Raw genomic sequence first — 13,863 nt, forward strand, 5'->3', positions numbered from 1 at the left:
ACTAGCCGAAAACTAGTCGGCTATTAGTCGGCCACGGCGCGGGTGTCGCGACCGTCGCCGAACTTGAGGTTGTCGCGGACCTCGATGGAGCGGATGTCCTGCTCGTCCTCGAGGGTGCGCAGCTTGCGCAGCGCGTTGCGGGCGTGCAGCTGCTGGCGGGTGGCCACCAGGTGCCAGCGGTTGGCCGAGAGGGTGTTGAGGCCCCAGCTGAAGGCGGCGACGAAGCGGTTGCGGAAGCCGACCATGAACATCAGGTGCACGGCGAGCCACATCAGCCAGCCGATCGGGCCGGAGATCTCGGCCTTGTCCAGCTTCACCACGGCGTTGAAGCGCGAGACGATGGCCATCGTGCCCTTGTCGAAGTACTTGAAGTCCGGACGCTCGGTGGCGCCCTGCTCCACCTCGGCGCGGATGATCGAGGCGGCGTGCTCGCCACCCTGGATGGCGACCTGGGCCAGGCCCGGGAGCTTGTCGAGGCTCATCATGTCGCCGACGATGAAGATCTCCTTGTGGTCGCCCACGGAGAGGTCCTTGTTCACCGGGACGCGGCCGGCACGGTCGGCCTCGATGCCGTCGATCTGCTCGGCGATGTGCTTGCCCAGCGGGCTGGCGGCCACACCGGCGGACCAGATCTTGCAGTACGCGGCGACCGTGGTCTCTTCCTCGGTCTTCATGTTCTTCCAGGTCACGCCGTCGCGGTCGACGTTGGTGACCAGGGAGTCGGTGACGACCTCGACGCCGAGCTTCTCCAGGGTCTGCTGGGCCTTGCGGCCGAGCTTCTTGCCGAACGGGGGCAGGACCTGGGGGCCGCCGTCGACGAGCAGGATGCGGGTCTGCTCGGTGTCGGTGCGACGGAACTCGTTGCGCAGGGTGCGGTGGGCCATCTCGGCGAGCTGGCCGGCGAGCTCCACACCGGTGGGGCCGGCGCCGACGATGACGAAGGTCAGCTGGCGGGCCTTCTCGGCGGGGTCGTCGGTGATCTCCGCGCGCTCGAAGGCGCCCGTGATGCGGGCACGCAGCTCGAGCGCGTCGTCGATGCTCTTCATGCCGGGGGCGAACTCGGCGAAGTGGTCGTTGCCGAAGTAGGACTGGCCGGCGCCGGCGGCGACGATGAGGGAGTCGTACTGCAGCACGACGTCCTTGCCGCCCAGGTCGGCGGTGATGATCTTCTCGTCGACGTTGACGTCGCGGACCTCGGCCTTGACGACGCGGGCGTTGCGCTGCTTGCGCAGGATCTGGCGGATCGTCGGGGCGATCTCGCCGGAGGACAGCACGCCGGTGGCCACCTGGTACAGCAGCGGCTGGAAGAGGTGGTGGTTGGTGCGGTCGATGATGGTGACGTCGACGTCGGCGCCGGCGAACTTCTTGGCGGCGAACAGTCCACCGAAACCTCCGCCGACAATGACGACGTGGTGACGGCCGGAGGGCCGGAAGGGTGCGGTTGTTGTCATATCAGCGAAACTCCTCGTTCTGCGGTGACCGCGCGGGCGTTCCTACGGTGTCGGCGCCGGTGGTCATCACGTGTTCTCTCTGCGTTGTGTCTTTAGCACTGCTGCGTGTTCTACAGGGGGTCGGTGGACGCCGGTGTAGTGTCGTCAGCCGACGGACCTCCCGGTCGCGTCGGACCTGAGTGCCCATACTAGTGCCTGTCCTCGACGGGATCATCACGCGGGCTGGATGCGGTGGGTCCTCTCGGCGGGCCTTTCTGTTTCGGGTGCAGCCGGGGGTGGCCGATTGCTTTTGCCTAGAATACCTAAGACCAGCGAGGACGGAGGCGGACGTGACACGACCTGTCGACGACGGCCATCGCCGTGGCGTCCGACGTGACCCCCGCGATGCCCGCGAGAACCGCGAAAACTACGTCGACGCAGACCGGTGGCCGGGGGTGGCGCGGGCGCCGGAGGCCCCGTTCCTCGGTCGTCGGGCGGTGCACCTGCAGCAGCGGCTGGAGAACCTGACCCAGGACCACGGAATCTCGCTGACCCCCGGTTCCTCCCCCCGCTTCGTGGTGGACGACGGCCTGGTTCTCGACCGGGTCGTCGACGCCGGCTGGCTGGGTCTGGCGGAGGGCTACATGGCCGGGGAGTGGACGGCCGACCCCCTGCCGGAGGTGCTGGGGGCGCTGCTGACCCAACCCCTGGAGGGCGGGCTCGGACGACGCCTGTCGCGCCGTCGGCGCCGGGTCGCCGGTCATGTGCGCGCCGGCGACCTGCCGGACGCCCTCGTCGACATCTACGCCGGGCAGTCGCGTGCCACCGGCTCGGCGTTGTTCGCCTCCGGGACGAGGACCTCGGAGGTCGACAACCCGGAGCAGGGCGGTCAGCGTCCGCCGGTGACGGTGAGCTACCTCGACGCGCCGACGGACCCGGCGGCGGTGGACCGCGCCGACCTGGATTCCGCCCAGCAGCACCGCATCGACGCCATGCTCGACGAGGCGCAGGTCGGCCCGGGGCACCGGGTGCTGGAGCTGCCGTCGTCCGGCGGTGCGCTGCCGGTGGCCGCCGCGCGGCGCGGCGCCCACGTCGACGTCCTGACGTCCGACGTGGACCACGCGGAGCGTGTGCGCGCCTTCGCCCACGAGGCGGGCGTGGGTGGTGCGGTGCGCGTCCAGACGATCCGTGGGCCGATCCCGTCGCCGCGCCAGTGGTCGGGCACCTACGACGCGGTCTTCAGCGTGGAGCGCATGGAGACCCTCGGCAACGACGGCACGATCCACTTCCTGCGCGCCGTGGAACGCATGCTCGCCGGTGACGGGATCGCCGTCGTCCAGTCGGTGGTGCGTCCGACGGACCCCGTCGACGGGGAGGACCAGGATCTCCGCCCGCCGGAGGCGAGCGTGACCGAGAGCCTGGACGTGATGCGCGCCTACGTGTGGCCGGCGTTGGAGTACCCCACGCCCACGCACGTGACGGCGCAGGCCAACCGTGCGGGACTGCGTCTCACGGCGCGCAACCGGATGGGGTCGCACTACGCCACGACGCTGGCCCTGTGGCGCTCGGCGTTCACCGCCCGCGAACGTGCGGCGGCCGCCGCCGGTTTCGACGCGGTGTACCGCAGGCTCTGGAACTACCAGCTGGCCCTGCACGAGGCACTCGCGCGGGCAGGTGCCCTGGACTGCGAACAGTTCGTGTTCCGCCGTAACTGAGTCCGCTACACGGAGTAGAGGTCGGAGTCCTTCGTCTCTGGCATCAGGCGGATGGCCACGAGGCTGATCAGCACGACCACGGCCAGGTAGATCCCGACGGCCCACGGGCCGTACGCGGTGGCCAGCGCCACGGCGATGAAGGGGGCGACGGCGGCACCGAGGATCGAGGAGACGTTGTAGGCGATCCCGGAGCCGGTGTAGCGCACGTTGGTGGGGAACATCTCGGGCAGCACGGCGGACATGGAGCCGAAGATCAGGCCCATCAGGAACATGCCGATGCCGAGGAAGATCCCGGCCTTCACCTCGCCGGAGGTCGCCGGGTCGAGGAACGCCTGGAAGGCGCAGGCGTAGAAGAGCACCAGCACGGAGACCACAGTGAGGTAGCGGCGTCGGCCCACGGTGTCGGAGAGGTAGCCGGCCAGCGGGATGCCGACGACGAAGAACATCACCGTGATCAGCTGGATGACCAGGAAGTGGTTGTAGGGGATGCCGAGGCCTTCGCCGGCCTCACGGTCGCCGATGCCGAAGGACAGGAACCAGGTGGTCACCAGGTAGAACAGCGTGTAGGTCGAGACCATCACGAAGGTGCCGAGGATCAGGGGACGCCACGCGGTGCGGAAGACCTCGACGGTGGGGACCTTGACGTCCTCGCCCTTGTCCAGGGTGTCCTGGAAGACGGGGGTCTCCTCGAGCTTGAAGCGCACGTACAGGCCGATGGCCACCATCACCGAGGACAGCAGGAACGGCACGCGCCAGCCCCAGGTCATGAATGCGCCACCGGGCTCGCCGTGGGTGTGGTCCAGGCCCAGGACGAGGATGAGGAACAGGCCGTTGGCGAGGATGAAGCCGAACGGTGCGCCGAGCTGCGGCCACATCGCGGCACGGGCCCGCTTGCCGTCCTCGGCGTTCTCCGTGGCCAGCAGGGCAGCGCCCGACCACTCGCCGCCCAGGCCCAGACCCTGGCAGAAGCGCATGAGCGCCAGCAGGGCCGGGGCCCACAGGCCGATGGGCAGCAGGCCGATGATGAAGGTGGCGACGCCCATGGTCAGCAGGGCGCCGATGAGCGTGGCCTTGCGCCCGATGCGGTCACCGAAGTGGCCGAAGAGCACCGAGCCGACGGGGCGGGCGACGAAGGCCAGCCCGAAGGTGGCCAGGGAGGCCAGCAGCCCGATGGTGGAGTTCTCGTTCTCCGGGAAGAAGAGGTGCGGGAAGACGATGATCGCCGCGGTGGCGTAGGCGTAGAAGTCGTAGAACTCGATCGTCGTCCCGATGGTGGAGGCGAAGATCACACGGCTCTTCTTGTTGCCGTTCGGCCGCGCCGACGGCGGGGCGGGGTGCTCGGTGAGTGAGGTGGTCATGGGGCGGCTGCGATTCTCTCTTCGTCATTTTCGGCGGTTATGGGACGAGGGGAAAAATTACAGGTCTCACTCAGCGAACGCAAGCGTCCGTTGTGTGAGATATGTCGGTCCGCGTCCCATTCCACGGGCGAGCCCCTAGACTGCTTTCGTATGGGAGATAACCGTGGCAGCACAGACACCGTGATCATCGTCGGCGCCGGGCTCGCCGGACTCGTCGCCGCCTACGAGGCGCAGAAGGCAGGACGGGACGTGCTCGTCCTGGACCAGGAGAACCGGGCGAACCTCGGCGGGCAGGCCTACTGGTCGCTCGGCGGGCTGTTCTACGTCGGCAGCCCCGAGCAACGGCTCATGGGCGTCCACGACTCCGAGGAGCTGGCCTGGCGGGACTGGGAGAACTCCGCGGACTACGACCCCGCCGAAAACGACCGCTGGCCCCGGGAGTGGGGACGCGCCTACGTGCACTTCGCCGCCACCCAGAAGCGCGACTACCTGCGCGACCTCGGCCTCAACGTCCTGCCCACGGTCGGCTGGGCCGAACGTGGCAGCGGCGACGCCTCCGGGCACGGCAACTCCGTGCCACGCTTCCACCTCACCTGGGGAACCGGACCCGAGGTCGTCCGGGTGTTCCGCGAACCGCTGCTGGAGGCCGAGCGCGCCGGGCGGGTGCGTTTCGCCTTCCGTCACCGGGTCGACGAACTCATCGTGGAGGACGACGCGGTGGTGGGGGTGCGCGGCAGCGTGCTGGCCCCCTGCGACGAGCTCGGACGCGGCGTCGCCTCGCCGCGCGAGGTGGTCGACACCTTCGAGCACCGTGGTGCGGCCGTGGCGGTGACCTCCGGCGGTATCGGCGGCAACCTCGACCTGGTGCGCCGCTCATGGCCCACCGAACGGTGGGGCGGGTGCCCGGAGGACATGGTCACCGGTGTGCCCGCGCACGTCGACGGACGGATGATCGGCATCTCCACGCAGGCGGGTGCGGCCACGGTGAACACCGACCGTATGTGGCACTACACCGAGGGCATGGCGAACTGGGACCCGGTGTGGCCCGGCCACGGCATCCGCATCATCCCGGGGCCGAGTTCACTGTGGTTCGACGCGACCGGGAAGCGCCTTCCGACCAACATCTTCCCCGGCTCGGACAACCTGGCATCCCTGGAACACATCGGACGCACCGGCCACGGCTACAGCTGGTTCGTGCTGGACCAGACGATCGCGGACAAGGAGTTCATCTTCTCCGGCTCCGAGCAGAACCCGGACCTCACGGACAAGTCCTTGCGGAAGCTGGCCGGCAAGGTCGGCCCCGGCACACACGTGGCGGTGCGCAACTTCATGGACCACGGTGAGGACTGGGTCATCGCCGACGACCTGGAGACCCTCGTGCAGGGCATGAACGAGCTCACCGGTGCAGATGCTCCGGTCGTGGATGCGGACGTCCTGCGCCGTCAGATCGAGGACCGCGACAGTCAGCTCGACAACAAGTTCTCCAAGGACGCGCAGGTCAACTACATCGGCACGGCACGGAAGTTCCTCGGTGACAAGATCGTGCGAGCGGCCAAGCCGCACCGGATCCTCGACCCGGACAACGGACCGCTGATCGCGGTGCGGCTGCGCATCGTGACGCGCAAGACGTTGGGCGGGATCGAGACCGACCTCTCGGGACGCTGCCTGCGTGCCGACGGCTCGGTGCTGCCGGGCCTGTACGCCGCCGGCGAGGTCGCCGGGTTCGGCGGAGGCGGCATGCACGGCAAGAACGCCCTGGAGGGGACGTTCCTGGGCGGCTGCATCCACAGCGGCAAGCGCGTGGGTGAGGCGCTGGGCCAGGGGGCCTAGAAGCTCGAGAAGCTCGAGAAGCTCGAGAAGCTTAGGAGGCCTCTCCGCCGGTGGGGGTGCCGGACGGGGTGATGACGGGGAAGTCGGACCAGGGGAAGTCGATCCACTGGTCGGTCTTCTTCCACACGTAGTCCGGCTTGATGATCGAGCGCGACTTCTCGTAGATCACCGCGGTGCGGGCCTCGGCGACGGTCTCGGCACAGAACTCCTGGACCAGTTCCAGGGTCTTGCCGGAGTCGGCGACGTCGTCGGCGATGAGCACCTTCATGCCGGACAGGTCCACGGCCTCGGGCGTCGGCGGGAGCATCACCGGCTGGTCGAGGGTCTCACCGACCCCGGTGTAGAACTCCACGTTGATCACGGAGACGTTCTTGATCCCCATCGCGTAGCCCAGGGCACCGCCGATGAGCAGCCCGCCGCGGGCGATGGAGAGGATCAGGTCGGGCTTGTAGTCGTCCACGACCGTCTGCGCCAGGTCCTTGATCGCGGTGCCGAAGAGGTCGTAGGTGAGAATCTCGCGTTCGTCGCTCATGGCTCCACATCGTATCGTGTGGAGCCCGCGGAGGTGACAGCCTAGTCCCGGTTACGCGGCTCGGCGACGGTCTCGGTGGTGGGGCCGTCCTCACCGTCGGACGTCCACCCGTCCGACCACTGGCCGGCACCGTAGTCGTAGCCGACGTCGTTCCCGTCCTCGTCGGTGCGTCGGTACCAGTTGGTGACCTTCGCGGAGGTGGAGTCGAAGTGGGCGCCGGCACCGGCGCCGTCCTCGGTGCGGGCGACGGAGAATTCGAAGTCGTCCCCGTGCTCCTGCATGCCCTTGTACACCGCATTCTGGATGGCGGACTTCGCGTAGTCGCGCCGGATGGCGGCCGGGTCGGTCATCAGGTCCTTCACGAACGCGACGGCCAGCCCGATCAGCACCACGGAGAACGGTATGGCGATGAGGATCGTCAGGTTCTGCAGTCCGGTCAGCGCCGTCTCCCCACCGGTGAGCAGCATCACCACCGCGATACCCATCATGCACAGGCCCCAGAACACCACGACGAGCTTGTTCGGCGAGGGGTTGCCGCGCTCGGACAGGGTGCCCATGATCAGCGAGGCGGAGTCCGCCGAGGTGATGAAGAACACGGCGAGCACGAAGATGATGATGAACGGGGTCAGCCAGCTCAACGGCAGGTTGTCGAAGACGGCGAACAGGATCTGCTCGGCCGAGGAGTCGCCGTCCACGCCCTCGCGTCCCTCCTGGAAGAAGGTGATTGCCGTGCCGCCGAAGATGGTGAAGGCCAGGATCAGGATGAAGGTCGGGGCCAGGGTGGTCACCAGCGCGAACTCGCGGATGGTGCGGCCGCGGGAGATGCGCGCGATGAACAGGCCGACGAAGGGGGTCCAGGCGATCCACCACGCCCAGTAGAAGGCGGTCCACATCGACTGGAACTCCAGGGTGTCCTCACCCCAGGACAGCGAGCGTCCCATCATGTCGAGCATGTTGTCGGCGTAGGCCATGATGCCCGAGGGCACCAGGTTCAGCAGGAACAGCGTGGGTCCCAGGAGGAACACGAACAGCACCAGGCCCAGCGTCAGGGAGATGTTGAGGTTCGACAGGTACCGGATGCCTCGGCTCACCCCGGACACCGCGCTGATGATGAAGCACAGGGTCAGGAAGGCGATGATCATGATCAGCACCGTGTTGGTGATCTCCGAGGCGCCGGAGACGATCTGGACGCCCTGGCTGATCTGCAGCGCAGACAGGCCCAGGGTGGCCGCGGTGCCGAACAGGGTGGCGATGATCGCCATCATGTCGACCAGGCGTCCGGCCAGGCCGGCCGTCTGGCGCTCGCCGAACAGGGAGCGGAACGCGGAGCTGAACAGCGAGACCCGGCCGCGCCGGTAGGAGCTGTAGGCCAGCGCGCCGCCGACCATCGCGTAGAGGCCCCAGATGGCCAGGCCCCAGTGGAAGTGGGTCTGTGCCAGGCCGCGGTGGATGGCCTCGGGGGTCTCCGCGTCGACGGTGTGCGGCGGCGGGTCCATGTAGTAGGTCAGCGGCTCGGAGGGGCCGAAGAAGAAGATGCCCACGCCGAGACCGGCGCCGAACATCATGGCCACCCAGGCGAAGCGGGAGAACTCCGGCTTCTCGTCGTCGGTGCCGAGCTTGATCTGCCCGAAGCGCGAGAACGCCAGGTAGATCATCAGCACCACCGCGGAGACCATCACCACGTTGAGCAGCCAGCCCATGTTCCTGATGGCCCAGGAGAACATGGTCGAGGAGACGTCGGAGACCGACGACGGGCTCGACACACCCCAGACGATGAAGGAGACGATGAGCGCCGCGGTGACGAAGAAGACCGTCTTGTCGAGGCCGAAGCGGTTACGTTGGTCGTCGACGCTGATGCCCGGCACGAGGCCGGGGTGCATGTCGTCCGGGTAGCGTCCCGCCTCCGGGGAGGCGGGGGACGTAGGTTCCGGGGAATCCGGCACGGAGTCATTCCGTTCTCCGCCCGGCTGCGGACGTGTCGGGAGGACACTGTCAGCATTACCGGACGGGGTAGATGTCAGTTCGACGCATCATGTTACGGGATCGGCCCCCGTCAGCCCATTGTGCAGCTTTTCCGGACGGTCACCGCACGAGGACGCCGATCAGCGTCTCGTTGGCGTCCGGGTCGCCGTCCGGCGTCGGTTCGGTGAGGTACTGCTCCCAGGACGTGCCGGTGGGGGTGAGCCCCTGCGACCGTGCCCAGCAGATCACCTCGTCGAAGGCGCCGGCGAGCAGGTCGTAGTTGCCGCGGACCAGCAACGTGACCGTGCGCGTGGCGGGCAGGGTCTCTGCCGTCACTGCCGCGTCCCGCGCGCCGGGGAAGGCGGCGTCGAGCGGGACGGCGACGGAGATGTCGACGCTTGCGCCGGGGAGCGTCCCGGGGACGCCGTGGGTGACGGCCATCGGGGCGTCCGAAACGACGACGCCCGCGGCGTCCAACGCGGTGAAGATCGGCGGGAAGGAGCGGTCGTAGAACGTGGCCAACTCCTCGACGGCGACGGTGTCGCGGACGACGGCGAGATGGCGGGCGGGCAGGTCGACGAGCTCAGGTTCCGGCATGGGAATCCTCCTTGTGGGTGTCAATCTACCTGCTCGGCCCGCCGCACCGCACGGGGTCGGCGTCTGGCCAGCCACGCGGACAGCAGGACGACACCGATGCCGACGACCGCGCCGATCGCCGTCTCGGCGACCCGCGCGCCCAGCAACGTCGACACCGGCTGCGGGTGGGCGAGGAAGACCATCAGCAGGGCCAGCGGGGTGATGAACACCAAGGCCAGGGAGTAGTTGCGCAGCACGAACATCTCGGCCAGGAACTGCATCACCACCACCCACACGAGGATCTGCCAGGGCTCGCTGGGGAAGGACAGCAGAAACGCCGCGACCCCGACACCCAGGACCGTACCGGTGATGCGGTGCAGCCCACGCTCCACCTGCTGACGGTGTCCGGGCGCCGACAACGGCACCACCGCGGCCACCTGCGCCCAGTACGGGGAGGGGATGCCCGTGGCCGTGGCCACCGACCCGCCGAGCAGTGCGGCGAGACCGTACTTCGAGAACTGACGGACCATCGCGGCGCGCGAGTAACTCGGCGGCGCGTGCACCACCGCGTCCGCATTCGCCTCGCCCGCCCAGCGGGACAACGCGCTGAGCAGCACGCACCAGGACGCCGCGGACCCGGCGATGAGCAGCGCGCCCCACACCGGTGCGGTCACCGGTGCCGAGGCCACTGCCGTGGTGGCGAAGACCGTGAACACCGCGCCGGACGGTTTGAGGTCGAGGACCATGATCACCGTCGCCGTCACCGCGGCCACCAGCGTGCCCGCCAGGACGGTGACGACCGCGTGGGTGGTGTCCGTCAACGACTGCGAGGCCTGGGCGATCAACGCGCCGAGTCCCACGCACACCGTGAGCATCGCGCCGATGCCCGACTGCTGGCGCACCCGGGTGCGGGTGGGCATGTAGCGACCGTAGATCGAGGTGAACGCGCCGAAGGAGGCGAACAGCGACCATTCGAGCCGGTCGACCAGCAGGAGCAGCACGAGCGGCACCGCCAGTGACACGGCGATACGCACCGCCGGAGCCAGGTCCCTGTTGCCCGGCGCGACGGTGAGCATGCTGCGCGCGGCCTCCCGGAGGTGGGAGGTGCCACGGTGTTTCTCGGAAGCTGCGTTTATGTCAGGCACTGTTCGATCATAGGTCCACCGGTGACAGGCGCTCGCCGGTGGTGACGCTCAGGCGCCCTGCCAGACGGTGTCGAAGGGCGTGTTCGCGGTGACGCGGTGCTCGATGCCGCGGGTGACGAGATCCTTGGAACGCTGGACGGCCTCGACGATCTCGGTGCCCTTGGCCAGCTCCGCGGTCAGCGCGGCGGCGACCGTGCAACCGGCGCCGGAGACACGCTGCTCACCGATCTTCGGGGCGGAGAACCGGGTGATCTCGTGGCCGTCCCACAGGACGTCCACGGCCTCGTCGCCGGGCAGCTCGACGCCGCCCTTGGCCAGGACGTAGGGGACGTGCTCACCGATGCGCCGGGCGGCCTCCTCGAGCTCCTCGACGGTGGTGATGCTGTCCATCCCGGACAGGGTCTGGGACTCGAAGACGTTCGGGGTCACCACGGTGGCCAGCGGCAGGATCTTCTCCCGCAGCGCATTGTCGGTGTCCAGTGCCGCGCCGGGTTCCTGACCCTTGCAGATCAGCACGGGGTCGACGACGAGGTTGCGCCAGGAGCGCTCGGAGAGCTTCCCGGCGACGGTGTCGATGGTCTGCGGCGTGCCGAGCATGCCGACCTTGGCGGTGTCCATCGACTCCACCGGGTGGGTGGCCAGTGCCGCCTCGAACTGTTCGGCGATGATCTGCGGGTCGACCGGGTGGAAACGGTGGCCCCAGTTGTTCGCCGGGTCGAAGGCGACGATGCAGCTCAGGGCGCCGACGCCGTAGACGCCGAGCTGCTGGAAGGTCTTGAGGTCGACCTGGATGCCTGCACCGCCGGTGGCCTCGGAGCCGGCGATGACGAATGCGATGGGAGGTGTGTTCATGTACACAATGGTAAGGGCTGGTTTGGATCCCGTGCGCATGAGTCCTCGGTATCCCGGTGGGGCGTGGGGGCCGCCTGAACGCTACGACACCTCCAGCGGGCCGCCGGGGCTGTCGAGGAACTCTCGGAGGTAGGGCAGTCGGAAAGCCACCGTGCCCCAGGCCGGTGAGTGGATGATGTCCCTGTCGATCAGGGCGGCCCGCACCCTGGACAGTGAGGTCACCGGTTTGCGCAGTTCCTCGGCCAGGTCGTGGATCCTGACGCGGTCTGGGTGCTCGGGGTCGGTGGCACGGTCCATGACGGTGGCCATCGCGTGGAGGAAATCCAGTTGGGCGTGGGGGAGTGTGGCGAGTTCGGGTTGGTGCACCTGGTTGCCCAGCACCGGGATCGCCAGGCCGACGGCCTCCTCCACGGCGCCGGTGGAGACCGTGCCCGTCCCCTCGGCGAGGGAGATCCGCCAGGCCAGTGAGCCGATGAGCTGCAGCAGGTAGGGGTAGCCGAACGCCGACCGGGCGGCGTGGCGGGCGGACTCGGGGGAGAAGACGACGTCCGTCGGCTCCGCGGTGCGCTGCAGCAGGTCGACCGCGTCGTCCTGCTGCAGCGGGGCGAGCTGGTAGCGCTGACTGCGGCGAAGGAAGGTGGTGCCCGGGGCGTTGAGCAGCGACTGGATGCCGGCGGTGAGCCCGGCTCCGATGAAACTGACGGCGATGTCGTCGCGCACCAGGTCCTGGACGGCGGTGGCGAGGACGCCGATGTCGTCGGCGTCGGCGGCCTGGACCTCGTCCATGGTGATCAGGATCCCGGAGCGGTGCGCACCGGTGAACTCCGCGAGGCGGCGGAGCTGGGACGCCAGGGACGGGGTGACGGGTTCGGCGTCCTCCTGCTCGGTGCGCAGGGACCCGATGCCGGCGATGGACGCGCCGCTGATGCGCCTGCCCGGGCGGCCGTTCAGGGAGTTGATCGCCTCGGGGATGGCGGTGTCGATCAGTTCGCCGAGCATGTTCTTGTTGCTGGAGGTGCGCAGCAGCACCCACCCGTTGGTGCGGGCGATGTCCTCGAGCTCGTTGATCAGCGCGGTCTTGCCGATGCCGCGGGCGCCGTTGATCAACAGCATGCGGCCCGGGCTGCCGGCGTCGGTCTCGATGGCGTGGCGGTAGGCGTCGAGGATGGTCCCGCGCCCACTCCACACGGTGGGGGACTCGCCGAAGCCGGGGCGGAAGGGGTTTGCCGGGGAGGTCATGCCGGACAGTCTACGGGAAGTGGCTGGATAGAGTGGATAAAACGGATAGAAGCCCGACATGGATAAAATGGATAAGGCTCAGCGATTCGAGCAGCTCGACTACTTCACGCCGTGGATAGCGGAGAAGGGATCCCACCCAGGATCCCGGTGGACGGCCAACTCGATGTTCTCCGCGATCCGATCTGCGTCTTCATGGCCTGCCAGTTCCGATATCAGTGCGTGGGCCATGTCCATCCCCGCGGCAACTCCGGACGACGTCCATATCGGTGTCCCGTTCCCCTCATCGACGACCCACCGTGCCTGCGGGACCCAGGCCACCTGATCGCTCTGGGAGGTGACCCAGTCCCACGCCTTCTTGTTCGATGTCGCCCGACAGCCGTCGAGTACCCCGGCAGCAGCAAGCAAGGCGGAACCGGTGCACACCGAGGTGATGACCGTGGCGCGGTGGCAAATCTCTGCGAGGACGGTCAAGAACTCGCGGTCGCCGGCCAGCCGACGGCTGCCGTTCCCACCGGGAACCAGGACGATGTCGGGGCCGCCCGGGCGGTCCCGGACGTCGGTGTACCCGGTCTGGGCGGTGACTTCCGCACCCTGGGCGCTTCCCACCGGTTGCCCGGTCCGCGGCCCTGCGTACTCCACCGTCCAGCCCGGGGCGTGGCTGAAAAGCTCAATTGGGCCGAAGACGTCCAGCACCTCGAAGCCCTCGTAGAGGATCACTGTCACGGTCCTCTTCTGCGCGGTGTCGGCCGGGCTCACCATATCGGGATCACCCCAACTCCAGGAGTGACACGCAGCTCCGATTCGGCTATGGCGAGATCGTTGATGCTGGCTTCGCGCCGACGCATCAGTCCGTTGGAGTCGAACTCCCACAGTTCATTGCCGTAGGACCGCCACCACTGACCGTGGGTGTCGTGCCACTCGTACTGGAAGCGAACGGCGATTCTGTCCTCGTCGAACGCCCACAGGTTTTTCCTCAGCCGGTAGTCGAGTTCGCGCTCCCATTTCTCGGTGAGGAACCGGATGACCTCCTCGCGTCCGGTGACGTGGTTCTCACGGTTCCGCCATTCGGTGTCCGTCGTGTACGCCCGGGCAACCCGTTCCGGGTCTCGGGTGTTCCACGCATCTTCGGCCGCCTGAACCTTCGCGAGTGCCGTCTGTCGTGTGAACGGCGGGCGCGGCGGCCGGCTTGGTTGAGTAGCTCCAGGGGTTTCTCTCGTCATGTGG

12 protein-coding genes are annotated in these 13,863 nt (G+C 68.2%); 2 read left to right on the plus strand and 10 right to left on the minus strand.

Annotation, left to right across the window (positions count from 1 at the left end; all coding sequences use genetic code 11):
• Positions 1–23 precede the first annotated feature (23 nt).
• Positions 24–1,451, minus strand: a complete 1,428-nt coding sequence (locus tag ACT3S3_RS08065; RefSeq protein WP_441582028.1) for an NAD(P)/FAD-dependent oxidoreductase — start codon at positions 1,449–1,451, stop codon at positions 24–26.
• 329 nt (positions 1,452–1,780) lie between these two features.
• On the opposite strand from ACT3S3_RS08065, the gene ACT3S3_RS08070 reads away from it, so the two are divergent.
• Positions 1,781–3,145, plus strand: coding sequence for a class I SAM-dependent methyltransferase (locus ACT3S3_RS08070; protein ID WP_441579176.1), 1,365 nt, complete (start codon positions 1,781–1,783; stop codon positions 3,143–3,145).
• A 5-nt stretch (positions 3,146–3,150) separates the two neighbouring features.
• Here the strand turns inward: ACT3S3_RS08070 and ACT3S3_RS08075 are convergent, their stop codons facing one another.
• The gene (locus ACT3S3_RS08075; protein WP_441579177.1) at positions 3,151–4,503 is read right to left on the minus strand and encodes an MFS transporter; all 1,353 of its coding nucleotides are present in this window, start codon (positions 4,501–4,503) and stop codon (positions 3,151–3,153) included.
• A 150-nt stretch (positions 4,504–4,653) separates the two neighbouring features.
• On the opposite strand from ACT3S3_RS08075, the gene ACT3S3_RS08080 reads away from it, so the two are divergent.
• Positions 4,654–6,333, plus strand: a complete 1,680-nt coding sequence (locus tag ACT3S3_RS08080; protein WP_301442253.1) for an FAD-binding dehydrogenase — start codon at positions 4,654–4,656, stop codon at positions 6,331–6,333.
• Between the two features lie 31 nt (positions 6,334–6,364).
• Here the strand turns inward: ACT3S3_RS08080 and ACT3S3_RS08085 are convergent, their stop codons facing one another.
• The 8 genes from ACT3S3_RS08085 to ACT3S3_RS08120 all read right to left on the minus strand — a co-directional run bounded on the left by ACT3S3_RS08085 (position 6,365) and on the right by ACT3S3_RS08120 (position 13,859).
• A complete protein-coding gene (locus ACT3S3_RS08085; protein ID WP_301442252.1) occupies positions 6,365–6,865 on the minus strand; it encodes a phosphoribosyltransferase in 501 nt (166 codons plus the stop codon).
• 41 nt (positions 6,866–6,906) lie between these two features.
• Positions 6,907–8,745 (minus strand): BCCT family transporter, encoded by a 1,839-nt coding sequence (locus ACT3S3_RS08090; protein WP_301442255.1) that lies wholly within the window; start codon positions 8,743–8,745, stop codon positions 6,907–6,909.
• Between the two features lie 202 nt (positions 8,746–8,947).
• Positions 8,948–9,424, minus strand: a complete 477-nt coding sequence (locus ACT3S3_RS08095) for a GyrI-like domain-containing protein (protein ID WP_301442251.1) — start codon at positions 9,422–9,424, stop codon at positions 8,948–8,950.
• Between the two features lie 20 nt (positions 9,425–9,444).
• On the minus strand, positions 9,445–10,548 hold the full coding sequence (locus ACT3S3_RS08100; RefSeq protein ID WP_301442250.1) for an FUSC family protein: 1,104 nt from the start codon (positions 10,546–10,548) through the stop codon (positions 9,445–9,447).
• Between the two features lie 48 nt (positions 10,549–10,596).
• Positions 10,597–11,400, minus strand: a complete 804-nt coding sequence (locus tag ACT3S3_RS08105) for a hydroxymethylpyrimidine/phosphomethylpyrimidine kinase (RefSeq protein WP_301442249.1) — start codon at positions 11,398–11,400, stop codon at positions 10,597–10,599.
• Between the two features lie 81 nt (positions 11,401–11,481).
• Positions 11,482–12,639, minus strand: coding sequence for an AAA family ATPase (locus ACT3S3_RS08110; RefSeq protein WP_441579178.1), 1,158 nt, complete (start codon positions 12,637–12,639; stop codon positions 11,482–11,484).
• Positions 12,640–12,738: 99 nt separating this feature from the next.
• Complete coding sequence (locus ACT3S3_RS08115) at positions 12,739–13,356, minus strand: DJ-1/PfpI family protein (protein ID WP_301442247.1); 618 nt, start codon at positions 13,354–13,356, stop codon at positions 12,739–12,741.
• Between the two features lie 35 nt (positions 13,357–13,391).
• Positions 13,392–13,859, minus strand: coding sequence for a nuclear transport factor 2 family protein (locus ACT3S3_RS08120; RefSeq protein ID WP_301442246.1), 468 nt, complete (start codon positions 13,857–13,859; stop codon positions 13,392–13,394).
• Positions 13,860–13,863: the final 4 nt, after the last annotated feature.

Source organism: Corynebacterium sp. AOP40-4SA-5 (assembly GCF_052377355.1).
Classification (GTDB): domain Bacteria; phylum Actinomycetota; class Actinomycetes; order Mycobacteriales; family Mycobacteriaceae; genus Corynebacterium.

Coding starts and splice junctions, on each gene's coding strand:
- ACT3S3_RS08065 (WP_441582028.1), bottom strand. CDS start 1,451: ATGACAACAACCGCACCCTTCCGGCCCTCCGGCCGTCACCACGTCGTC.
- ACT3S3_RS08075 (WP_441579177.1), bottom strand. CDS start 4,503: ATGACCACCTCACTCACCGAGCACCCCGCCCCGCCGTCGGCGCGGCCG.
- ACT3S3_RS08080 (WP_301442253.1), top strand. CDS start 4,654: ATGGGAGATAACCGTGGCAGCACAGACACCGTGATCATCGTCGGCGCC.
- ACT3S3_RS08085 (WP_301442252.1), bottom strand. CDS start 6,865: ATGAGCGACGAACGCGAGATTCTCACCTACGACCTCTTCGGCACCGCG.
- ACT3S3_RS08090 (WP_301442255.1), bottom strand. CDS start 8,745: ATGCACCCCGGCCTCGTGCCGGGCATCAGCGTCGACGACCAACGTAAC.
- ACT3S3_RS08095 (WP_301442251.1), bottom strand. CDS start 9,424: ATGCCGGAACCTGAGCTCGTCGACCTGCCCGCCCGCCATCTCGCCGTC.
- ACT3S3_RS08105 (WP_301442249.1), bottom strand. CDS start 11,400: ATGAACACACCTCCCATCGCATTCGTCATCGCCGGCTCCGAGGCCACC.
- ACT3S3_RS08110 (WP_441579178.1), bottom strand. CDS start 12,639: ATGACCTCCCCGGCAAACCCCTTCCGCCCCGGCTTCGGCGAGTCCCCC.
- ACT3S3_RS08120 (WP_301442246.1), bottom strand. CDS start 13,859: ATGACGAGAGAAACCCCTGGAGCTACTCAACCAAGCCGGCCGCCGCGC.